The organism is Neobacillus drentensis (assembly GCF_036965245.1).
Classification (GTDB): Bacteria; Bacillota; Bacilli; order Bacillales; family Cytobacillaceae; genus Neobacillus; species Neobacillus drentensis_G.
Genome location: NZ_JBALPG010000225.1, coordinates 1 through 21,194 on the forward strand (window position 1 = coordinate 1; position 21,194 = coordinate 21,194).

The following is a 21,194-nucleotide window of genomic DNA, read 5'->3' on the forward strand; positions in this document are numbered from 1 at the left end:
AAATATGCCTTAAAGAATTTTAAGACGATTGTAAAAAAACCAGATACAGATAACCAAGTCATCCACGGTACGTCCTTCTTCCTAATAGACAAAGATGGAAATGTGGTCAAAAACTATGATGGAATTACCGTTCCCTATGATGAGATTGTAAAAGATATTAAGGTAATATCAAACTAATGGCTGTAGGTTTATTCTTAATGGGAATTGTGTTATATAGGCAGGGGAGTGATTCATTCAGAAGGCTAAGAGAATCTTATTTCTTAATAAATCTAACTCCGACAGTAAAGCCAGCTAGAAGCATTACGTTAGGCTGGTATTATTCCCACCTGGTCCCGCCAAACAAATATATTATTATATATTGAACCTCACAGTGAACTTTCCACTAGTGAGGTTTTTTGTAGTTATTTACTTTTTGTTTTTTACTTTGTTCATAAGAAATAAATAGGCAGAATAAACATCAAAATAGTATGGTTATTTTTTAGTGGGAGGAAAAAACATGAATGATGTATTTGAGCGAACAGCAAGATTTGAACATCGTTTTTGGCTTCAAATATTAGGGGATCATTCTAGATTTATTTATGAAGCTTTAGCACCTGTTCAAAGAGTAGAGATTGAACAGTCCTCAAAATTTATTCAGGTATTTGATACACTACTCGAGCAAGCAAACACCACCGATTTGATGCAATTAACAGCCAAAGCAGAATCAGAAGTAATAAATTTACGAGAATTTAAATTAGAATTAATAAGAAAGCACCTTACTGGAAAAATCAAAATTCATCTTTCCCCTACCTTTCTTAATCATATGGTAAATGAATTAGAAGAATATTTAAGAATTTTAAAACATTTAAAAGCTGGGCAAGTACCCCCTGTATACCATGAACTACATCATCATCTTTTATGGTTATTAGATGCAGCGGGTCATTCAGAGGCGATATCCTGTAATTTAGACGGTGTTGAAAGAAGTTTAATTGAGAAGAGTAATTCATTTAAGAAGAAATTTGAAAATTTTTACATAAAAGCAGTAGAACTAGCTGGATATTTAAGAACCAATTTGACTGCGTTCCCTGCTTTGTCAAAAATGAATTTAGACACTAAGTTAGAGATAAAGTTATTTCAAAATTTTTTACATGAACTAGAAGAACTAAAACTCAGTAATCAAGCATTAGGAACGTTAGCACCGTTAATGGCGGATCATATGTCACGTGAAGAATGTTATTATCTAATAAAGTTAGCAGAATCAGTGAATCTTGATCCACCAGACTGTGATCCTGCTAAACCTCGACTAAAGGAATAATATTCTAGCGTAATATTTATTCCAATTAGACGATTCTATTTGTTTTGGAAAGCGTTATTTTATGGAGTAAATAAAAAAGATAAAACCAGTTTTTATCGGTTTTATCTTTTTTGTTTCTAAGTGTGAGTCCTGCAGCGAATTCATTCTCTTTGCTTCAGGCAGATTAACCTTAAAGATCCGACCCCTCAGTATATACTGAAATTAATACAACAGCAGTCTCATCCCCGATGTTTTTAACAAAGTGGGGGACACTTGCACACCAGCTGAAGGTATCTCCCTCCTCTAAAATAAAGGAGTCTTCTCCTTGTTCCGCAAGAATTTTCCCCTTTAGGACCAAATGGCATTCTTCACCTTCATGTGCCTTTTTTTCTCCTGTTGAAGTTCCAGGAGGAAAGTCCACTAACCTAATGCTCAAACCTCCTCTAGTACCTAAGTGTTCGACTTTTAAATTCGAGTCTTTATAGGTCGTGAATTCTCTTTCATTTTTCCTTATTACAGTCATGTGTTCATCCTTTTCTAACAGCAAATAAGGTAAAGGAACCTTCAAGAAATTGGCTATTGTTTGTAATGTACTTATGGATGGGGATGTGTTATTGTTTTCAACATTGCTTATAAACCCCTTAGAAAGACCAGTGCCATCGCACATTTGGGCAATCGTTATTTTTTTTCTATTTCTAATCGCACGTATTTTAGAACCAATATCCATGTTAATCACCTCAAAAGTTTCTTAATTGTAAACTTAATTTCATATTAACAAAAAAACAATTGACATGCTAGAACCGTTTTTGGTATTGTATAGAAAACAATGATTCATATAAGAAAACAACAGATGCAAAAATTTTTGTTTTCTTGTTTCTAAATATGAAATATTTATTTATATTAATGAATCTTTCCCTTTAAGATTAAAATACATTAGTACAAGGAGGATTTTCAAAATGGAAACCCCAATGATTTATGAACTGCGTCGTCCAAAGAACAATGTTACTGGGAAGAAATATCCTGCATTGTTTATTATGCATGGGATTGGCAGTAATGAACACAATATGCTTTCATTGGTTGATGGTTTAGAGGAACACTTTTATATCTTTAGTGTAAGGGGTCATCTTTCTCAAGGGCCGGGTTTTGCTTACTTTACTATTCAGGGCTACGGCAAACCACATCGAGAAGTATTCGATGATGGAATGGATAAATTAACAAACTTTATTACTTATGCATCCGAAAAGTATCCGCTAGATTTAAATAAATTATACCTGTTAGGTTTTAGCCAAGGCGCGATTGTTTCAATGACATTAGCGTTAACGCTTGGTAACAAAATAAAAGGTGTTGTCTCTTTAAGTGGATATATCCCTATATTTGTGAAAGAAGAATACAATATTAATCCTGATAAAAATCTAGCTGTGTTTATATCACACGGGGAATTCGATCAGGTTCTGCCATTTGAATGGGGTAAAGAAAATGCTGACTATTTCACTAAGTTAGGTATTTCCGTAACGTTTAATAAGTATCCGGAAGGGCACACAGTATCCGAAAAAAATCTTCACGATTTTCAAACATGGCTTTTAAATGATGTACAAAGATAAAAAATTCTTAAATCAAAAATAAGGGAGGAAATGTATATGATGCCATCATTATTTGTAGCTCATGGTTCACCATTGCTTGCAATCGAGAATAATGAGTATACGAAATTTTTAACACAATTAGATCAAACCATGCCTCGGCCAAAGGCGGTTGTTTTGTTTTCCGCTCATTGGGAGTCTAAAGTCCAAATGGTTAGTGATGTTGATCAATATAGCACGATTTATGATTTTGGTGGGTTTGATGAAGCTCTATACAAAATTCAATACCCCGCTCATGGTGATCACCAAATTGCCAAAGAAATAGAAGGGTTATTTACAAAGAGTGAAGTACCTTTTGAAATGGATACACAACGAGGATTAGATCATGGGGCTTGGATTGTTCTCCGCTTACTTTATCCAAATGCAGACATCCCAGTGATCTCTATGTCAGTCAATTCTAGACTTTCACCTGAGGAGCAATATAAAATTGGAAGGAGTTTATCGGTATTAAGAGCTAAGGACATATTAATTATTGCTAGTGGAGGTACAGTGCATAATCTTAGAGCAATAAAGTGGATAGATAATGGACAAGCTGATCAATGGGCACTTGAATTTGATAATTGGTTAGCACATCATTTGGAAAAATGGGATTTGCCATCACTTTTTAAATACGATTCCCTGGCCCCAAATGCAGAATTTGCGGTACCTCCATATGGGTCTGAACACTTTATCCCAATTTTTTATGCCATGGGTGCAGCAGACGATCAACAAAAAGCTTCATTATTACACCGCAGCTTTCGATATGGAAACCTTAGTCATAGCGTATGGCAGTTTGGATAATGTTCTGGAAATGTAAAAATAGAGTCATAGAACATGTTAGTTATCAAAAAAATTTTTTCGTAAATCTCGAATTAAAGATACTAGAATATGAGATTTAATAAAAATAATCAAGGAGTGAGTAATCAATGCAATTAAAAAATGAAGTGGGTGTAGTTGTTTTACGTGTTATTCTAGGTGTTATATTTTTCATTCATGGGTTTGTTAAGTTTCAAGGTGGAATTGAAAATATTGCTGGATGGTTTGGCAGTATTGGAATACCAGGGTTAATGGCTTACGTTGTTGCAAGTATTGAAGTAATTGGTGGTATCGCCTTAATTATTGGACTAGGAACACGTATAGTATCAGCGTTGTTTGTATTTTTAATGATTGGGGCAATAATCAAGGTAAAACTAGCCGCTGGTTTCTTAGGTAATGGAGAAATGGCGGGTTATGAATTAGAACTCTCATACCTAGCAATGGCATTATTTTTAGCTATTAATGGTAGTAAGCAGTTTTCTCTGGGTCAATTATTAGTTAAAAAAACTGAAAATATATAATTCTATTAGTTTTAATTTTTTTGCTTGTCCAAGAAATTAATAACAAATAAAAATCCCCTTCATAGGAGTCAGAATAGTATTTTTTCTTTATTCTGTCTACTATAAGGGGACCATATCACTCATGGAAACACAATTTAATTCATTTGCTTACTTAGAATCCTCTTCTTCCAAATCCAAACCGTCTTCTTCTCTCTATTTCAATTTCGATTTCAATTGGAAAAAACCGTCTTCTTCTAAAGCCGTTACGAAAAAACAAGTCTCTTCGACCAAATCCTCTAAATCCAAATGTCATTTCTTTATCCTCCGTTTATTTCAGACGTTATGTTCAATTGGACAGATTATCTCAAACTGCCCTGTGCTCTGGTCAATTTAATAGCCCATGAATGAAGCTCCTACAATAATTAATAGAATGAACAATACAACGATTAACGCAAAATTGCTTCTTATTCCATCACCCAAGCAAAACACCTCCAGCAATTATTTAAACGGACAAAACTCAATGGAAAAAATTATATCGTTAGGTTTTGGAAAGAATTAAACGAAACTGGAAAGTATGATAATTAATTAAAAATGGACAATACAACGATTAATACCAATCTATTTTCCTGCCATTGTTACCACCGTAGCCGTAACCATATAATCCACCTAACACATATCTTTTCGCCGCCTATTGGAATATTAAAGGAAAAACACCCTACTATGTATATATATTTCATAAGACAAGGGTTGATTGGGCAATCTTCATCGTGCAAAAAAACTTTTTAAAAACTTTTAAAAACTTTTAAGAATGAAAAGAAGCAACTGCAATACATGCATTTGCTTCTTTAGAGGTAAATATATATCTGGTGCGGTGGTAATAATATCATATGTACAAGAACTAAAAAGGAATGGACAAGTGCTGATATTAAAAAATTTTTTTTAAAGCCATTTAGTTTAAAAGGTGGAGTTACCTTTAATATTACCAAGCTGCCTTATTCAATTAAACTTAAATATTTGTAAAAAAGTAATGACCATTTTTGTGTTAGCGAATAATCTTGACTTTTCATTGCTATACCTAATTGCTAGGGCTAGTTTTGCCGCTATATTTATGAGTATGAGGATGGGCGCCATTAACTGTCGTTACTCCATGAAAATTATGATAATGTCCACCATTGGGCAAGGGGATTGCAGGGCCGGTAACGCCTCGAATTTCATGTTTATGCCCATCATCCAGGGAAGTAACGGTATAGTATTGATGGTTATGAGGCACTCCGGTAGGAGCAGGTTCAGTTGTACCTGCATAGCGATGATCATGCCCAGAATTAAAAGTGGTTACTCCCGAAAAATGATGCCTATGAATTGGTCTTCCGTCCCATGAAGTTAGAAATAAAGTATGTGAATGCTCAGAATCCAAATTCGAATCCCCTGAATGAATAACAAATCCGGTAACCTCTATTTTCAAACGATGTACCACCTTTACTATTCTTTTTTACACCTTATGATAACGGTCTAAAAATAATACCTACTAATTTTTTCCGGAAGTATACAAGTAATCAATAATGGTCGTGTAAAGGATCATTTACTTTGTGTCAAAAAAATGACTTTTTTAATTTTTGTTGACACTGATAATCATTCTCTTTATAATCATGAGTGTGAATGATAATCATTTTCAATAAATATACATACATAGCGGGGGCGAAACACCATGTCAATTAAATTTAAAGTTTTAGCATCAATGGCAGCTCTTTCAATTGTTCTTGGAGCTTGCGGTAAAACAGAAGAAACTGCAAATAAACCAAAGGTAGAAAACAAGAAGGAAGCAGAAAAGCAAGATGAATCAAAAGAAAAAGAAATCAATTATGCCGATGTTTTTAAAGAAGCTACTACAGAGCTAGAAAAAGCAAAAGAGGGCAAAGAAGTCGATTATGATAAAGTTACAGAATTATATAAATCAAATTTACAAGAATTAGTAAAAAATAGAGATGAAGAATTCAAGGACACAATTGACGAAAAAATTACAGCAGCTCTTGCTGCAGGAAAAGACGGATCATTAGATAAAGTGGTTGTAAAACAACTCTTTGACAAATTAATGCAAAAGGTTTTTTACACATCCATTAAACATGACTTCACTGAAGTAAGCGAAAAATGGGGAAAAACAGATGAAGTGAAGGCAGAAGTGGAAGAAGCGAAGAAATATTATGCGATTCTAAAGACCACTGTCGAAAAACGTGATGCTGCTTATGGTACGAATCTCGTAAGTGTAATCGATGGGGGATTTAGTGAAATTGAAAAAGCAATAGATAATAATGATCAGCTAGGATTTAACCTTGGGAAGCAAGTGGTTGATAAATCACTTATGAAGACTTTCTATCTTGCAACTGGTGCATTACCAAATGGATATGCAACAAAAGCATCAAATGAATCAAAAACGGATGCAGCCCTGGCAAAAATAGAACAGGCTGAAGGATGGGCTTTCTACCAATCTCTATATAGTTACTTGAACGGCCATGCTCCTGAGGAAGCGGCATTTATCGAAAAACAGTTTAATCTTGAAACTGACGTGACAACCATCGATCCAGCTGCCGTAAATAAAGCATTCATTCGTGGATTTGCGAAAATAGCTATTGATGAGTACGGTGAAAGTAAGGAAACATTAGGTGAGGACAAAGCAGTTATTACAGGTTTAGAAGGAGCTTTATTCATCGACATCATCGGGGAAGATATTAAGTCCCTAATGGGCGAAGATGCATATAAGACACTAACAGAACAAGCACAGAAATATGTGGAAACTGCAAAAGCAAAAGATAAGGCAGCAGCAGAAGGTCAACTAAACGAACTTATATCAACTCTGAATACAATTGTTGAAAAAGCGAAATAATGCGGAGGAAAAACCTTGTTAAACAAAACGCAAGGTTTTTCCCGTTTTCAAGGTTTGTAAAAAAATTGTAAACAATATGATTCAAATGTATGAATATAGAGGTGTTTTCTATTGAAAGTGATTGTGACGTGCCGAAACGACAAAATGGGCAAAAAAATATGAATCGGACATTTGTTAAGTGGGGGATCAGACTGACGGGGCTGCTCATCGCTGGGACGTTTATATTTCTGTCTTATCGGTATTTTCATTTAGGAGAATTTTTGGCTAACACCCAAAAGTTTTTTTTTGAAAACCCACTCATCCTTTTGGTTGTCACTTTTTCATATCTTTTTTCTTTTCTCCTAAGAGCTGAAGCTTGGAGATTATATTTAGGAAAGTCTGTTCGTTTTTCTAGCTGCTTACAAGGTGTGTTTTTAAGTCTTTTCATTAATCATATTAGTCCTTTTAAGGTTGGGGATGCAGTAAGAGTTGGAATCTTATCCTGGAGAGAAAAAAACATCAAACCAGAAATCTCTGCACATTCAGTGGTGGTCCTAAGAATATTTGATATGGTGTTTTTAGTGTTGTTCTCTTTGATAGGACTTCTTGCCTTTTCCAAAACCTTTATCTTTCGTTTTTCCCTAGGGTTTTTATTGCTCCTATCTTTGCTGGGACTCATATTGATTTTCATACTGTATAAATATCGACCATCATTTGTATCCAAGCATATCATATTTTTTAAAGAAGCATTATCGGGGAGAAATTTAGTCACTATTGTCACCCTAATCGCTTTAAGCTGGGCTTTGGAAGGAGCGGTCGTTTGGGGGGTAACAAAATCCTTGGGGCAGGGGCTCCCACTATATAAGGCAATTTGGGTAAATTCCCTGACTGTCGGGGGACAAGTATTTCAAATTACCCCAGGGGGAATTTCTACATACGAATCCGTTATGACTGCAGCTTTAACGAGTTTTCATTATCCAGTAAAGGATGGTTATATGGTTGCCCTTGTTAGCCATAGCTTTAAGTTTATTTTTTCCTACATTGTTGGATTTGTGTTATTAATCCGTTCACCAATCACAAGAATCAAACAAATAAAAACGTTACTATTAAAAAGGGGAAAACAAGAATGAAAAAAGCATCATCTTTTGAAAAAGTAGCGGCAAGGTGTTGGAACCTTCTAAACGAGGGGAAGCCGTTTACTCCGATATTTACAATTGGCACTATACTTATATATTCTATTTCAAAGCTAGGAAATCTTTCCTATCTTGTGGATCTTTCAATCGGGTTACTAGCTATCCTGCCATTGCTTATTATTTACTACTTGTTTGACTTTCCATTGTTTCTGAGAAATTATTTATGGATTCCTTTTACCGCTTATCTCATCATTTGGAATCATGTTAATCTTAGTTTGCTGTTTACTGCAATTGGTTTATATTTTTTCTTTACAATCTTTTTCTGGGGTACCTTTTACTATCATTTACGAATCGGAACTACATGGCTTAATTTTACCCGGTTCTGGAAGCTTGTATTGAAAAATAGTGATTCAACAAGTGGAAATGCCCAGGAACAGCTGCCCAAATTTCTTCTATTACTATCGTTATGGAATTGGAGTGCCTCGAATGTCACTTGGTCAGGCAGTGAAGTAAGTGTCCTAATTATTTTTTACACGTGCGTGCTCGTGTTTTCCTACATACTTCATAAAAACCTGTTTGATTGGAAACCAGAGATCATTCCTTCATTTACTTCGAATGTAGAGTCATCTGATTCGCCTATTAATGAAAAGGTAATTGTCATGGTGATAGATGGTATGAGGAAAGAGCGGTTTGAAGAAGCGAATACTCCCTTTCTCGATTATTTGAGAAAAAATGGTACAGAATATAATCGGATGGAAACCGTTTATCCAGCTAGAACAGTTGTTTGTTTTTCTTCGATGTTCACGGGAACATATCCAGTCGAACATGGCATAAAGTCAAATATGGTTTGGAAACTCGGTATAAAAGTAGAGAGTGTTTTCGATTCCTTAAGAAAAGTTGGTAAAAAGGGGTCTTTATTAGGGATTGCTCACCTCGTTGATTCATTTGGAAAAGATGTAGAAACGGTGACAGCGGTCATGCACAATGATGTAGCGGACCGAAATATTATTGAAAGAGCGAAACTGATAATGGATGAACAGGATCCAGATCTTCAAATTATTCAATTAATTGGGACCGATCAAACCGGACATAGTCGAGGAGTTCTTTATAACGAGTATATTCAGAAAATCGAAGAAGCAGATGCCTTAGTAAAAGAATATTTTGATTGGTTAAAAGAACGAGGAAAGCTTGAAAATTATACATTTATTGTGTGTGCCGACCATGGACAGGCAGATGGGATAGGTGGTCATGGCCACCTGGATGAAGGGGAAAGATTTGTTCCATTTTTCATGTTCGGCCATGCCATTGAAAAGGGAAAAAGGGTAGAAGAAAAGCACAGTCTCGTTTCTCTCGCCTCGACAATTTCTTATTTGTTGGGAGCTCCTTTTCCTAGTCATAGTCGAGGGCCGGTGTTAATTGAAGCAGTTAGGAAGGATGTTCAAACTAAATGACTCAACAAAAAGTAATTGTTTTTCTTCCTGCTTATAACGAAGAAGAATCAATCGCGGAAGTAATCAAGAAAATACCTCGCTCATTTCATCAAGATGTTGAGGTTCAAGTTTTGGTGATTGATGATGGTTCAAGTGATGGGACTGTCAATATAGCAAAAGAAGCAGGAGCAGATTACGTCTATTCAGTTAAAAAGAATAAGGGCTTGGGAGCAGCCGTACGTAAAGGGTTGGAACTATGTGTCCATTATGGGGCGGATATTGGGGTCATGATCGATGCTGATAATGAATATCCTGCAGATCAGATCCCTGACCTTGTGGATCCCATAATAAAAGGAAACGCTGATTATGTAATGGGCTCACGTTTCCTAGGATCGATTGATGGGATGAAATGGAACAGGAGACTAGGCAATTATTGTTTCACCTTTATTCAATCCCTTTTGTTACGAAAATGGATATGTGATGGCCAATCTGGCATGAGAGCATTTTCAAGACAAGCAATGATAGAAGCAGAAATTATCCATGATTATAATTATGCCCAAGTGGTCACGCTTAATCTAATCAGGAAGGGCTTTCGAATGAAGGAAATCCCGATCCGTTATCAAGTTCGGAAAACTGGTGAATCCTTTATCAAATTTAAATCATATATGACATCAGTGTTACCTGCCATATTAAAAGAAATGAGAAAGCCAGTCAAAAAAGTGAGTCACAATACCTATATAGATTCAAAACAGATCAGTAGGAAAACAAACTTGGATAATAGCTAATATAAAATGTAAAGATAACGAAGGTATATAGGTGAATTCACTTTTTTGTCATTGACAGCGAGGATGATAATCATTATCATTATCAGTGTAGGAGGGAACGTTAAATGAAAAAATTTATAGTCTTGTTTTTTATTATGGCTATTATTGTAAATAGCATTTCCATTAGTGGTGCATATGCCTATTCCTATGGTGACCCTAATGAAGAGAAGATTGCTGAGGTACATAAACAAATGTTAGTGAAGCTGGATGAGAACCCTCCGAATTTCACCTCTGCCCAGAAGCTGTTTGATACAGTAAAAGAAGAGATTGATATGCACATGGGACCAGAGCCAGCTAAAATAATAATTCAAAATATGAAAGACAAAGACAAAAAGGCTACTATTGAAAACATGGAAAAACTGCTTGTTTTAAATATAACAAGACGGCTAACAAGTATCGAAAAGAATTTTTCTGAATATGACACGAGCAAAAGGCTCCTAGCAAAGGGTTTTGCTACATATAAGGCTTTGTCAGCAAAGGTAGAGGCTGAAAATCCAGAAATTGATAAAAAAATTAAAGAAGACTTCGATCAAGCGCTTGAAGCACTAGGAAACCCAGGTTTGTTTGGAGTCGGGAAGAAAGAACCCGATATAGAGGCATTTAAACAAAGTAAGGATGATATCCTAAATTCTTTGAAAAAAGAATTTAACATGAAAAGTCTAGAAGTTGGCCACTTTTCTGAAAATGCAACTGAAACTGAAACTGGAATTCAGAAAAAAGATTGGACGGATATTTCCAATATTCGTAACTGGATTCCTATTGTAATTATTGTTGGAGTTTTAATTGCTGTAATTATCTTTGTGATTCGCAGAAGAAGTAAATAGGGAGAGAAAGAACACCATTGGGGAGGAGACACGGCTGTGGAAATTCAAGCACTGTTAATTACATTCCGTGAAGTTTTAGAGGCATTGTTAATTGTAGGTATTATTATTACCTATTTAAAAAGAGTAGACCATAAGCAGTTTACAAAATATGTTTGGTTAGGTGCAGGTCTTGCAGTTTTAGCAAGCGTGGGTGTAGCTCTCCTCTTCCAATTAGTTTTTACCGGATTTGCAGCAATGGGCAGCGAGATGTATCTGAAAATAGGGATTATGCTCGTTTCTACCGTTTTACTTACGCAAATGGTGTTCTGGATGGCGAGCCACAGCCGTAATTTAAAAGGGAACATGGAAGGAAAGATGAATCAGTTTATATCTACTGGAAATGTTGTCGGTATGGTCATCCATTCATTTCTAGTTGTCCTTCGTGAGGGTGTGGAGACCGTTTTCTTCTTTGCGGCCATCACAGGCGGTAACATCGGTGCAGCGATGCAGGGGTGGGGTGCCATTACAGGTGTTGTCATTGCAGCTCTTGTCTCTTATTTCTTCTTTAAGGGAACGATGAGGGTCCCATTGAGCACGTTCTTTAAATTAACAGGTGCATTCATTATCCTTATTTCGGCTGGATTGCTCGTTCAAGCGATTGGAATGATGCAGGATCTCAACATAATTGGAAGTGTACTCCCCCATGTTTATGACCTTACATGGTTCATGCCCGAGCATCCCATTGATTATGACCACTACCTTCGAGATACAGGTACAGCTCCACTAATATCAGGTGATGTTGGAATATTCTTGAAAGCGTTGTTCGGATATTCTTCCATGCCTTCGATTGAAGAGGTTCTTGCCTATATTGGATACTTTGTAGGAATCCTATTACTTACATCCTCCAAAACAGCAGGCAGTAAGAAGAAAAGTGAAAAAAAATTCAATGAATCAAAAGTTCTAAAACCACAAGCCAAATAAGGCAATACAACACATAACAATGAAAGTACAAGGCTTTTGCCTTGTACTTTTGTGTGAAAAAGGGGCGGAGGTTTTGCTCACACAACCTATTTTATGTTAGGTTTGGGCTTTATTAAATTGCATTACCATAGTAAATGGTGACGTGGAAAGTGAATATGTTTCGTGCGAAACAAGGTCGGTGAAAACATGAAAATTTGGACCAGATTGACTAAAGGGCATATAAAAAGTAGGTTACTAATAGGATTAAGCATTATTTCTATTTTGTTTGTTTTTGTCACACAACTTCAGTTTTTGAATCCGTTTGTATCATCTTGGGATCAGGTAGACTTTTCCCTTGCTGTTCATCGCTTTGATTTAATGGCAATGCAGCCACACTTCCCAGGATACCCCTTTTTTATTTTAGGAGGCAAATTCATTCATTTATTTGTTGCCAATCTTTCAGAGGCACTAACGGTTTTTAATATCCTTTTCTATGCGAGCACTATTTTCCCTATTTACAAAGTGTGCAGAGTATTTCTATCTCGTTCTTATTCATCGTTGACTACAGCGATTATCTATTCTTCCAGTTATTGTCTCATCATGGTAAACCAGCCGATGTCAGAAGGATCAGCTCTTTCTGCCTTTTGGTGGTATGTATGGAGTCTTTTATTTGCTTTAAAAACTAAAAATACGAAAGCGATCTTGTTCCCGTTAGCCCTTTTAAGCCTAATGCTTGGAATTCGCCTGTCTTATTTCCCATTTTCGATCGGCATTCTTTTTCTTTATTATTGGAAATTAAAACATGGCGGTCTTTCAATTAAACAGTTAATTTATTATTCTTGCTGGGGCGTTTTTTTTCAAGCTATTTGGATCACTGCGCTTGTTATATCAGAAGGGAGTTTAATTGGATTCATTAAGCTTTCTTTAGCGTTTACGAGTGGGCATTTTAATGACTGGGGGGGATCAATTGAGACATCGCACATAAGCTTCGTGAAGAGATTAATCATTTTTATATGGAATAACATTTTTTGGACTGGGATGGCAAGCAAGTATTTTATGATTGCAAGCATTTATCTTATCTGTTTTATTGTTGTTCTTTCTCGTATATTTGTAAAGCAACGCGATCATAGTCCCTTCATGACACTACTTTATCTGATGTTCATTAGTTATTTTGGGTGGGCACTACTGGGACAAAATATTGATAAGGCCAGACACGCTCTCCCTCTCGTTAGCCTGTTGATCCTTTTCCTTTGTATTCAACTTTTTAAAAATAGAATAACACTTCTAATTCTAACACTGTCTGGTTTTCTTTTAGGGCTGCAGGTTTATCATGATGTCATCCTAATAAGGGAACAGGCAACCGAAAGTCCTGCGGTCTACAAGCTGAATGACTATGTGGAAAGCATGGGTCAATCTGTCATTTTATATACTTGGGAAGAAACAAGGGTATTACAATATTTAAATGCCCCTTATACACATAAAAGAATAGAAACATATCAATTATTCCAAATTGATTCGAAATATTATGAGAATAGTACCGTGCTTCTTACCGATAAGGTTGTTAAGGGTTTTATCTCTCAAGGTGTTCCATTAAAGGGGAAAATCGAAAAGGTAAAAACCTTTCAATCAAATAAGCTTTTTGAACCAGTTTATCATGATATTACCTTATACAAATGGGTTGGAAAATGAGACATACCCATTCTCACCATAGATGAGGGATTTAGCTGAAAAAGATAAAAATAGCCGATTCCTTTCAATTAAAGGAAATCGGCTTTTTTTCGGTTAAATTCTACCTTGAGTTGAATAAGGTGTTTGAGGACATAAAAAAGCTTGTAGACTTCTCTATAATCTAGAAAATGTCTACAAGCTGGAAGCAACTGCATATAAAATTGTTTTTTACTACTGTTATTTCATTGCATTTAAACTTACAGCAATTTTTGCTCCCACAACTGCATTGTTTTTAACTAAAGCAATGTTTGCATCTAGGCTTTTGCCTTCTGTTAGTTCTTTTACCTTTCCTAGTAAGAATGGCGTTACTTCTTTACCGGAAATGTGTCGTTCTTCAGCTTCTTTTAATGCCGCTTCAATAACGCCATTAATGACTTTTTCATCCATGGCATATTCTTCTGGGATTGGGTTGGCAATAACTGCTCCACCTTTCAAGTTTAAATCCCATTTAACTTTTAACGAAGAGGCGATTGTTTCCACATCGTCAGCACGGAAGTTCACTGGGTACTCACTATTACGTGTATAGAAGGCAGGGAGTAAATCGGTTTGATAGCCTATTACCGGTACGCCTTTTGTTTCAAGATATTCCATCGTTAATCCTAAATCTAAAATCGATTTGGCACCTGCACAAATGACAGCCACGTTTGTTTGTCCTAATTCTTCTAGGTCTGCTGAAATATCCATGGTTGTCTCAGCGCCTCGGTGAGCACCGCCAATACCACCAGTAACAAAGAGATTTATTCCCGCAGCTTCTGCGCAAATCATTGTTGCTGCTACTGTTGTTGCTCCAAGTTTTTTTGTAGCGATTAAATAAGCTAAATCACGTCTAGATGCTTTTGCAACATCTGTGCTTTTACCAAACATTTCTAACTCTTCATCAGATAGACCGATTTTAATTTTTCCATCCACGATGGCAATTGTTGCTGGAACGGCTCCATTGTCTCGGATAATTTGTTCCACTTCACGAGCAGTTTTCACATTCTGTGGATAGGGCATACCATGGGAGATAATCGTAGATTCTAAAGCCACAATTGGTTTACCTTGTTCCTTCGCTACGCGTACTTCTTCTGATAGTGTAATATATTGTTTCATGATATTTCCTCCATGTCTTTTTGTAATTGTTCTGCTGATAAGTCTTGCCGAACTGTATAGGGTGATTGCAGTGTTTTGGATGCATTAATATTGCCGGCTTTGGCAATTTCGATTAAAGATTTGCCCTCTAACCATGAGTAAATTACAGCAGAGGAGAAAGCGTCCCCAGCTCCTGTGACATCAACAATTTCTTTTGTTTCTATCGAAGGAATATGGAAGATTCCTTCTTCTTTATTACCAATCATGGATCCTTTTTTTCCATTTGTAATAACTACATTGGTAATCCCTAGTGATAACCATTTTTCTAAAGCACTTTTCCAATCTTCTTCATTTCTGATTTCAATATTAAAGTAGGTTTCCGTTTCATCTCGGTTCGTAATAAGCCATGTAACTCCGTTTAAATCATCTGGCAAGCGTTTCATCTTTGGTGCTGAAACAGGTACAATGACAATCGGTAAATCATGACTCTTGGCGAAATGACACAAGAATTGAATGGATTCTTTTGGACAATTCAAATCGACCATGATGCATTTTGAGCGACTTAATAATAAATCGTGTTTAAGAAGTAATTCAGGTGTGATCGCTTCATATACTTCCATATCTGCTAAAGCAATTACTAATTCTCCACTAGTATCTAATACGGCAGAGTAGGAGCCAGTTGATTTTTCAGGGAATTGGGTCACAGTTTCTAAGTTCATGTAAAGAGCTGATGATTCTTCTATGAATGACCAGTCCTTATCTGAGCCACTTGTAGAGATTAGTGACACTTCCATCCCAAGCCTTCCAAGATTCTCTGCGATATTTCTTGCAACTCCTCCAGCATTCTGTGTAGAGAAAATTGGATTTGAGGTACCTAGTTGGGCTTTCTCCTTGATATGGAATTTACGATCAATATTAGCGCCGCCAATGCAAATGACATGTTGTGATTCACTCAAAATGTAGGCTCTACCTAAAATACTTCCTTTTCTGATTAAACCAGAAATAATATTTGCAATGGATGGCCGAGATAATCCTAATAGTTCCGCAAGCTCTTGTTGAGAAACATAGGGATTCTTGCGTATTAAATCGAGAATCATTTGTTCTTTCTCAGTCATTCTTTCAGGCACAAACTCACCTCATTTCTTATATTGTTGTGAGAATAAGCTGTAATTTTCATATAAACTTATGTTTAAAACATAAACTTATGTTTGCATTATACTTCTAATTATTTGTTAGGTCAACTTATTATTAACAGTTTTAGTATTCCTTTTTAGAATTCTTTTATTGAGGGGAGTCTTCTTGTCGTAATTAAAGAAAAAAATACAATTGTGTAAATAATAAATTTTATGTCTGACTTTTAAATGAGAATAAATTGATGTTTGTCTTTGTTGGAGATAAATTGGAACTGCAGATACGGTACTGTTGGGGTTTATGATGATTTTTATTAGCGATTCGAATGATAATGCGAAAAGACAACAATACCGGACAAGCAACTGAATCATATAATCTTTTCACTGAAATGATGGGTTAAACATAATATAGTTCATAATAATGGAGAGAGTGGGAGGAGAGAGGAATGCCTACAGTCATTAATCTAGGGATAATGAATATTAATTCTCCTCAGCCTAATGCAGCAGTTTTTGTTGGTGAATCCATTGTTACCGGAATGGATGGTAACAGGAAATATAACTTGGGTTTTGGCGGACAATATGGTGCTTTTAATACTATTGCTGGGAATATAAGTAATAATGCCGATAGCTTTGAAGTAATTGATGGGGTTATCTTTGACCAAGATTTTAAACCAAATTTAGGCTCAAATGTATAGGAAATATATCTTCAAAAATATAACATCTGATTTTACCATCCTTACTTTCGTTTGGATGGTTTTTATTATAAAAAGCAAAAAAAAATTCCTAACCAGGAGCTTCGTTTTTTAATGTGGGTTCCTCTTTTTTTTCTTGATTTATTTGATTCTGTTTCATTGGGCTACTCTCGTAATTTGTTAAGGAAGCGCTCGTATGAGCAAAGTTGTTTCGATCTCCATGAATGTTCCCTAATCCTTGGTTATGTTTTTTGCTGCTTTTAAAGTCTTCGATAAAATTGTTTCCCATACTAAAGCAAGAAGCTCCTTCAATGCTCCCAATTTTGATTGTGCCAATATGAAAGGTTGGAGATAAGATTGGGGGAGTCATAAATTAATTCTCCTCCCATCTTTCTCTGTTTTTAGTCCAATTATTTTTTCTAACCCTATTTTCATCACCCGACAAAGATCCCACTACTTCGTTAATGACACTTTCCTTTCGAAAATTTTTAAGGGTGTTTTTTTTGCCAATGAAAAAACCTGATCCATTACTCATTTTCATTACAGATATATTGTCAAAAGTAATATTAATCATTCCTACATGCTCCTTATCCATTTTTATTTAACTTATTCAATTATTGGGCGATTGACACAATCTTTCTTTTGTTAGGTAGGCACTTATCACAATCCCGAAACCATAACATAATATACAATAGCTTAATAAGAAGAGAGCAGCATGGAAGGTGCTCTTAAATGATCAAGAAAATAAACAAAACGTGGTGAGCAGTTTATGTTAAAAACTTCACATTTGCATTTTACAGGGGATATAAATGTTCAGACAATGCAAAGACAAAGTGGGATTTTTATAGGGGAACGAAATAATGCGATCGGATGGAGTGCTCACGGGAAAGAAAATAGTGTAATCGGAAGTATTAGTGGCAGGTCCAATATCCTTCTCAACAATATATCAATATTGAATGACCCTGATTTTATTGATACGCCAATTGATGACCGTGATATTAATATTTCTTTTGAAAACTTTGGAGATGAAGATCACACAACGAATCTAGATCTTGATAGTTTAAATGTGAATACTATGTATCAAAATAGTGCTGTATTTGTTGGGGATGGGCATGTGACTGGAATAGATGGAAACGAAAAAGTGAATTATTCACAGGGGGGGTTATTCGGAAACAATAATCATTTATTAAACAATGTTAATGTAAATAATGACCAAGATGTTATTGATGCAATAATGGAAGATCAAGATATCAAAATTGCTAATATTATTAAGGGAAATGTCTAGTGTTACTGCTATTTTTGATAAGAGACATTGTTAGAATTTATTTTTGAAACGATATCCCTTTGAAGTTTTCATCATTTTTGCTTCATTAGGTGAAGTTGTGTCAGACATGGCTTCTTTTTTGGCGTTTTCTTTATTAATCTTTTGAATCAGTGGTTTAGTTATGTCTTCTGTGCTATGAATATTATTTCCAATACTTAATTTACCGCTTAACTCGTCAATTTCAATGTTGTCTAACCGAAAGATGATGTTCTCTAAATGTTCAATATGAACATGATCAATGTGGATATTATTTCCTTCAGTTTCCTTTTTTTGTTGTTCTAGTAACTCAATAATTCGATCTAATTTAGTAAAAATAAGAGAGTGAACTTTCGTATCATTATCTGTTTGTTTCTTTCTGTAAGAAAAAAATTTAAACATAAACTCACCCCCTTTTGATGATTGCACCGATCCGATAAACATTTAAATCAAGCCCGCCATACTTACCTTTTCCCTTTCATTTTGCGCAAGTTTCTATAAAAAAATCTTATGCTAAGAAAATGGGACTTAGTATTAAATACACCTGATACCCATATTCAATTTCCTTCTTCTTTAGGTAGTTAAATAGCGAATAAAGCTAACAAAGTTGGATGTTTTAATTCATCTTCGTTCGCTTATTTTTTTTATTTACAATCCATGGCTATTTTTTTCTTCGGTTTGATTTTTAAGAATGGATGTTGTTTGCTTTTTAAGTTTTCTCTTAGTTTCCCATTTGAAAATTTTATTTAATAATTGATAAATATTTTTGGATTCTTTCGTTAAAAAAGGTCCGAGAATAGCCAAGATTAAAACATAAACGGCGGTAAATGGTTTTAGGATTGGCATTAAGCCTCCAGCAAGTCCTAAATTAGCAACAATGATCGAAAATTCACCCCTAGAAACGATTGTTAATCCGATATTAGAAGAGGCTTTATGAGACAAACCGGCCTTTCTTCCGGAAATCATTCCAGCTACAAAGTTACTAATGATAGTTAGGATAACAGCGCCTAGAGCTAACCATACGGCACCTCCCAAGCTAAAAGGATCAATACTTAATCCAAAACTGAAGAAAAATAATGCTCCAAAGAAATCTCTAAACGGGATAACTAAATGTTCGATACGCTCGCGATGTTCAGTTTCAGAAAAGACTAAACCTAATAATAAAGCACCAATGGCTTCAGCAACATGGAGTTTTTCTGAAAAACCTGCTACAAAGAATAGAGAAGCAAAGATAACGAGGATGAAAATCTCATTAGACTTAATGTTTAATAGTTTATTAAGGATAGGAGCACCTTTTCGGGCGATAATGAAAAACAGAATCATATAGCCAAGTGAAATTAGAACTGAGGTGATTGTACCTAAAATAGTCGTTGACCCACCAAGTAAAAGACCTGATATGATTGAGAGGAATATAGCCAGGAAAATATCATCAAATAAGATAATTCCCAAGATTAATTCTGTTTCTGTATTCGCGGTTCTTTTTAAATCGACTAAAACCTTAGCAACAATGGCAGAAGAGGAAACACTAAGGAGACCTGCAATAATGAACGTTTCCATAATAGGGAAGCCTACAGCAAATCCGTATACTAAACCTAAAATGAAATTAAGAGCTACATAAATAGATCCGCCAACTACAATAGAAGGTCCTGAACGTATTAATTTTCCTACAGAGAATTCAAGCCCAAGATAAAATAGTAAAAACAAAACCCCGATTCGTCCGAAAAATTCAATTATTTCTGAGCTTTCTATGAATCTAAGATCGATTATTCCAAAATGAGGTGCATGGGGACCAACTACCATCCCTAAAAGGATAAGAAAAGGAATGATGGAGAATTTTAACCTTCCTGCTAATAATGCTGCCAGGGCGACTAAAATTAACGCTGTACCTACCTCGAAAACTAAGTGATTTGTCATTGTATCACCCGTCCCTTCTTGAAAGAATTTCTTTTACGATTGTTTTTACTTGGTTGCGCTGCCCAGATACGACGACTGTATCTCCTACTTCTAAAAGGGTTTCAGGACCAGGGGTATGGATTTTTTGATGATTGCGCTTGATAATCGCGACAATATTTACTTCATAGGATTGACGGATATTTAAATTTCCAATGGTTTGATTAACCGCTAATGCTCTAGGCTCCACCTTAGACCATTCAATCACCAAATCATCAAAAGCCATCTCAATTGTTTCTAAAGCCTTTGGCGCATAAGTCATTCCACCAATTATGGCAGCTATCTTCCTTGCCTCCGAATCATCAAATGTAGTACTGGCAATAGATTCCTCGTAATCCTCTTGATCAAAATAATAAATATCTCTTCTGCCATCATCGTGAATAATAATTACTATTTTGTCTGTACTTTTGGTGATGATTTCATACTTTTTCCCGATACCAGGAAGTTCGATTTCGCGAATATTCATTTTCTATTCCTCCCATATAGATTGTTCATGGATTAGAAGTTTTTCATTAAAGATTGACATCAATTTCAGTTCTAATTTTTTCATCCTTTGAAATTCCAAGATATTTAAGCGTTTCAGAAGGGGTTGAATGGTTGAAATGTTTTTGCAAGAGTGAAATGGCTATTCCTCGTTTATACGCATGATATCCAAAGGTTTTCCGCATGGAGTTGGTACCGATTTTTCCTTCGATGCCAACCGCTTCTGCTGCATGATGAATAATGCGATAGGCTTGTTGGCGGGTAATGGGTTTATCGGTTTTACTGGACTTAAACAAAAAATTTTCACCTGATAGATGAAGCGTATGAACGTAATGGAGAATTGCCTGTTTTACTTTATGGTTAAGGTAGACTTCTTTCAACGTTTCTTTATGTGATAGCAAATAGAAGTCCTTAACACAGTTTTCTTTTTCGAAAACATCATCCACTTTTATATCCAGCATTTCGGTAATTTTTAACCCCGTATTAATTCCAAATACAAAAAGAACATAGTCCCGTTCAGAATGCTTTTTTAAATATTTCTTTATTGAATTGATTTGCTTAATATCTCTTACAGCTTCAACATATTCCATTAAAAACCGCCCCTTAATCCATGTTACATAATTACATG

General features: G+C 35.5%; 25 protein-coding genes and 1 pseudogene. 14 read left to right on the plus strand and 12 right to left on the minus strand.

Annotated elements, in window-relative coordinates:
* Together V7150_RS25800 and V7150_RS25805 are read left to right on the plus strand one after the other, a co-directional pair.
* Positions 1-177, plus strand: a pseudogene (locus V7150_RS25800) (SCO family protein); the annotation flags it as partial.
* Positions 178-496: 319 nt separating this feature from the next.
* Positions 497-1,294 (plus strand): DUF2935 domain-containing protein, encoded by a 798-nt coding sequence (locus tag V7150_RS25805; protein ID WP_335523999.1) that lies wholly within the window; start codon positions 497-499, stop codon positions 1,292-1,294.
* Positions 1,295-1,463: 169 nt separating this feature from the next.
* Here V7150_RS25805 and V7150_RS25810 read toward each other — a convergent pair whose 3' ends face one another.
* Positions 1,464-2,000, minus strand: coding sequence for a helix-turn-helix domain-containing protein (locus tag V7150_RS25810; protein WP_335524000.1), 537 nt, complete (start codon positions 1,998-2,000; stop codon positions 1,464-1,466).
* 229 nt (positions 2,001-2,229) lie between these two features.
* On the opposite strand from V7150_RS25810, the gene V7150_RS25815 reads away from it, so the two are divergent.
* The 3 genes from V7150_RS25815 (at position 2,230) to V7150_RS25825 (ending at position 4,226) form a co-directional block, all read left to right on the plus strand.
* On the plus strand, positions 2,230-2,874 hold the full coding sequence (locus V7150_RS25815; RefSeq protein ID WP_335524003.1) for an alpha/beta hydrolase: 645 nt from the start codon (positions 2,230-2,232) through the stop codon (positions 2,872-2,874).
* A 36-nt stretch (positions 2,875-2,910) separates the two neighbouring features.
* Positions 2,911-3,690, plus strand: coding sequence for a dioxygenase family protein (locus tag V7150_RS25820; RefSeq protein ID WP_335524005.1), 780 nt, complete (start codon positions 2,911-2,913; stop codon positions 3,688-3,690).
* A gap of 125 nt (positions 3,691-3,815) precedes the next feature.
* Positions 3,816-4,226 carry a DoxX family protein gene (locus V7150_RS25825; protein ID WP_335524008.1) on the plus strand — a complete coding sequence of 137 codons (411 nt, stop codon included), beginning with the start codon at positions 3,816-3,818 and terminating at the stop codon, positions 4,224-4,226.
* 151 nt (positions 4,227-4,377) lie between these two features.
* Here V7150_RS25825 and V7150_RS25830 read toward each other — a convergent pair whose 3' ends face one another.
* From V7150_RS25830 to V7150_RS25840, 3 genes are all read right to left on the minus strand, one after another.
* Complete coding sequence (locus tag V7150_RS25830; RefSeq protein ID WP_335524011.1) at positions 4,378-4,518, minus strand: hypothetical protein; 141 nt, start codon at positions 4,516-4,518, stop codon at positions 4,378-4,380.
* Positions 4,519-4,595: 77 nt separating this feature from the next.
* A complete protein-coding gene (locus V7150_RS25835; protein WP_420490335.1) occupies positions 4,596-4,673 on the minus strand; it encodes a YjcZ family sporulation protein in 78 nt (25 codons plus the stop codon).
* A 607-nt stretch (positions 4,674-5,280) separates the two neighbouring features.
* Positions 5,281-5,667, minus strand: coding sequence for a YmaF family protein (locus tag V7150_RS25840; protein ID WP_335524017.1), 387 nt, complete (start codon positions 5,665-5,667; stop codon positions 5,281-5,283).
* 243 nt (positions 5,668-5,910) lie between these two features.
* On the opposite strand from V7150_RS25840, the gene V7150_RS25845 reads away from it, so the two are divergent.
* The 7 genes from V7150_RS25845 to V7150_RS25875 all read left to right on the plus strand — a co-directional run bounded on the left by V7150_RS25845 (position 5,911) and on the right by V7150_RS25875 (position 13,901).
* Positions 5,911-7,083 (plus strand): hypothetical protein, encoded by a 1,173-nt coding sequence (locus V7150_RS25845; protein WP_335524019.1) that lies wholly within the window; start codon positions 5,911-5,913, stop codon positions 7,081-7,083.
* Between the two features lie 89 nt (positions 7,084-7,172).
* A complete protein-coding gene (locus tag V7150_RS25850; RefSeq protein ID WP_335524023.1) occupies positions 7,173-8,192 on the plus strand; it encodes a lysylphosphatidylglycerol synthase transmembrane domain-containing protein in 1,020 nt (339 codons plus the stop codon).
* Positions 8,189-9,646, plus strand: a complete 1,458-nt coding sequence (locus V7150_RS25855) for an alkaline phosphatase family protein (protein ID WP_335524026.1) — start codon at positions 8,189-8,191, stop codon at positions 9,644-9,646. Before V7150_RS25850 ends, V7150_RS25855 begins: the two co-directional genes overlap by 4 nt.
* Positions 9,643-10,410, plus strand: coding sequence for a glycosyltransferase family 2 protein (locus V7150_RS25860; protein WP_335524028.1), 768 nt, complete (start codon positions 9,643-9,645; stop codon positions 10,408-10,410). Before V7150_RS25855 ends, V7150_RS25860 begins: the two co-directional genes overlap by 4 nt.
* A 104-nt stretch (positions 10,411-10,514) precedes the next feature.
* Positions 10,515-11,273 carry a hypothetical protein gene (locus V7150_RS25865; RefSeq protein ID WP_335524031.1) on the plus strand — a complete coding sequence of 253 codons (759 nt, stop codon included), beginning with the start codon at positions 10,515-10,517 and terminating at the stop codon, positions 11,271-11,273.
* Positions 11,274-11,309: 36 nt separating this feature from the next.
* Positions 11,310-12,233 carry an FTR1 family iron permease gene (locus V7150_RS25870; protein WP_335524034.1) on the plus strand — a complete coding sequence of 308 codons (924 nt, stop codon included), beginning with the start codon at positions 11,310-11,312 and terminating at the stop codon, positions 12,231-12,233.
* Positions 12,234-12,419: 186 nt separating this feature from the next.
* Positions 12,420-13,901, plus strand: coding sequence for a hypothetical protein (locus tag V7150_RS25875; protein WP_335524037.1), 1,482 nt, complete (start codon positions 12,420-12,422; stop codon positions 13,899-13,901).
* Positions 13,902-14,117: 216 nt separating this feature from the next.
* Here the strand turns inward: V7150_RS25875 and V7150_RS25880 are convergent, their stop codons facing one another.
* Positions 14,118-15,032: a pseudouridine-5'-phosphate glycosidase gene (locus V7150_RS25880; protein ID WP_335524039.1), complete on the minus strand. Its 915-nt coding sequence runs from the start codon at positions 15,030-15,032 to the stop codon at positions 14,118-14,120.
* Positions 15,029-16,126: a carbohydrate kinase gene (locus tag V7150_RS25885; protein ID WP_335524041.1), complete on the minus strand. Its 1,098-nt coding sequence runs from the start codon at positions 16,124-16,126 to the stop codon at positions 15,029-15,031. The genes V7150_RS25880 and V7150_RS25885 overlap by 4 nt, the downstream gene beginning before the upstream one ends.
* Before the next feature lie 461 nt (positions 16,127-16,587).
* Here V7150_RS25885 and V7150_RS25890 point away from each other — a divergent pair, with 461 nt between their 5' ends.
* On the plus strand, positions 16,588-16,836 hold the full coding sequence (locus V7150_RS25890; RefSeq protein ID WP_283922857.1) for a hypothetical protein: 249 nt from the start codon (positions 16,588-16,590) through the stop codon (positions 16,834-16,836).
* An 88-nt stretch (positions 16,837-16,924) separates the two neighbouring features.
* Here the strand turns inward: V7150_RS25890 and V7150_RS25895 are convergent, their stop codons facing one another.
* Entirely contained in the window at positions 16,925-17,203 is a 279-nt protein-coding gene (locus tag V7150_RS25895) for a hypothetical protein (protein ID WP_335524044.1), read from the minus strand.
* A gap of 3 nt (positions 17,204-17,206) precedes the next feature.
* Positions 17,207-17,407 carry a hypothetical protein gene (locus tag V7150_RS25900; protein ID WP_335524046.1) on the minus strand — a complete coding sequence of 67 codons (201 nt, stop codon included), beginning with the start codon at positions 17,405-17,407 and terminating at the stop codon, positions 17,207-17,209.
* A gap of 195 nt (positions 17,408-17,602) precedes the next feature.
* Between V7150_RS25900 and V7150_RS25905 the strand changes: the two genes are divergently transcribed.
* Positions 17,603-18,118 carry a hypothetical protein gene (locus V7150_RS25905; protein ID WP_335524047.1) on the plus strand — a complete coding sequence of 172 codons (516 nt, stop codon included), beginning with the start codon at positions 17,603-17,605 and terminating at the stop codon, positions 18,116-18,118.
* A gap of 30 nt (positions 18,119-18,148) precedes the next feature.
* Here the strand turns inward: V7150_RS25905 and V7150_RS25910 are convergent, their stop codons facing one another.
* From V7150_RS25910 to V7150_RS25925, 4 genes are all read right to left on the minus strand, one after another.
* On the minus strand, positions 18,149-18,535 hold the full coding sequence (locus V7150_RS25910) for a hypothetical protein (protein WP_335524050.1): 387 nt from the start codon (positions 18,533-18,535) through the stop codon (positions 18,149-18,151).
* Between the two features lie 246 nt (positions 18,536-18,781).
* Positions 18,782-20,047, minus strand: coding sequence for a cation:proton antiporter (locus V7150_RS25915; RefSeq protein ID WP_335524052.1), 1,266 nt, complete (start codon positions 20,045-20,047; stop codon positions 18,782-18,784).
* Between the two features lie 4 nt (positions 20,048-20,051).
* Positions 20,052-20,549 carry a cation:proton antiporter regulatory subunit gene (locus V7150_RS25920; RefSeq protein WP_335524054.1) on the minus strand — a complete coding sequence of 166 codons (498 nt, stop codon included), beginning with the start codon at positions 20,547-20,549 and terminating at the stop codon, positions 20,052-20,054.
* Positions 20,550-20,595: 46 nt separating this feature from the next.
* Positions 20,596-21,156, minus strand: a complete 561-nt coding sequence (locus V7150_RS25925; protein ID WP_335524056.1) for a tyrosine-type recombinase/integrase — start codon at positions 21,154-21,156, stop codon at positions 20,596-20,598.
* Positions 21,157-21,194: the final 38 nt, after the last annotated feature.

Coding starts and splice junctions, on each gene's coding strand:
- V7150_RS25925 (WP_335524056.1), bottom strand. CDS start 21,156: ATGGAATATGTTGAAGCTGTAAGAGATATTAAGCAAATCAATTCAATA.
- V7150_RS25825 (WP_335524008.1), top strand. CDS start 3,816: ATGCAATTAAAAAATGAAGTGGGTGTAGTTGTTTTACGTGTTATTCTA.
- V7150_RS25910 (WP_335524050.1), bottom strand. CDS start 18,535: ATGTTTAAATTTTTTTCTTACAGAAAGAAACAAACAGATAATGATACG.
- V7150_RS25815 (WP_335524003.1), top strand. CDS start 2,230: ATGGAAACCCCAATGATTTATGAACTGCGTCGTCCAAAGAACAATGTT.
- V7150_RS25890 (WP_283922857.1), top strand. CDS start 16,588: ATGCCTACAGTCATTAATCTAGGGATAATGAATATTAATTCTCCTCAG.
- V7150_RS25855 (WP_335524026.1), top strand. CDS start 8,189: ATGAAAAAAGCATCATCTTTTGAAAAAGTAGCGGCAAGGTGTTGGAAC.
- V7150_RS25875 (WP_335524037.1), top strand. CDS start 12,420: ATGAAAATTTGGACCAGATTGACTAAAGGGCATATAAAAAGTAGGTTA.
- V7150_RS25850 (WP_335524023.1), top strand. CDS start 7,173: ATGAATATAGAGGTGTTTTCTATTGAAAGTGATTGTGACGTGCCGAAA.
- V7150_RS25860 (WP_335524028.1), top strand. CDS start 9,643: ATGACTCAACAAAAAGTAATTGTTTTTCTTCCTGCTTATAACGAAGAA.
- V7150_RS25895 (WP_335524044.1), bottom strand. CDS start 17,203: ATGACTCCCCCAATCTTATCTCCAACCTTTCATATTGGCACAATCAAA.
- V7150_RS25810 (WP_335524000.1), bottom strand. CDS start 2,000: ATGGATATTGGTTCTAAAATACGTGCGATTAGAAATAGAAAAAAAATA.
- V7150_RS25830 (WP_335524011.1), bottom strand. CDS start 4,518: ATGACATTTGGATTTAGAGGATTTGGTCGAAGAGACTTGTTTTTTCGT.
- V7150_RS25920 (WP_335524054.1), bottom strand. CDS start 20,549: ATGAATATTCGCGAAATCGAACTTCCTGGTATCGGGAAAAAGTATGAA.
- V7150_RS25880 (WP_335524039.1), bottom strand. CDS start 15,032: ATGAAACAATATATTACACTATCAGAAGAAGTACGCGTAGCGAAGGAA.
- V7150_RS25820 (WP_335524005.1), top strand. CDS start 2,911: ATGATGCCATCATTATTTGTAGCTCATGGTTCACCATTGCTTGCAATC.
- V7150_RS25900 (WP_335524046.1), bottom strand. CDS start 17,407: ATGATTAATATTACTTTTGACAATATATCTGTAATGAAAATGAGTAAT.
- V7150_RS25845 (WP_335524019.1), top strand. CDS start 5,911: ATGTCAATTAAATTTAAAGTTTTAGCATCAATGGCAGCTCTTTCAATT.
- V7150_RS25885 (WP_335524041.1), bottom strand. CDS start 16,126: ATGACTGAGAAAGAACAAATGATTCTCGATTTAATACGCAAGAATCCC.
- V7150_RS25915 (WP_335524052.1), bottom strand. CDS start 20,047: ATGACAAATCACTTAGTTTTCGAGGTAGGTACAGCGTTAATTTTAGTC.
- V7150_RS25905 (WP_335524047.1), top strand. CDS start 17,603: ATGTTAAAAACTTCACATTTGCATTTTACAGGGGATATAAATGTTCAG.
- V7150_RS25865 (WP_335524031.1), top strand. CDS start 10,515: ATGAAAAAATTTATAGTCTTGTTTTTTATTATGGCTATTATTGTAAAT.
- V7150_RS25805 (WP_335523999.1), top strand. CDS start 497: ATGAATGATGTATTTGAGCGAACAGCAAGATTTGAACATCGTTTTTGG.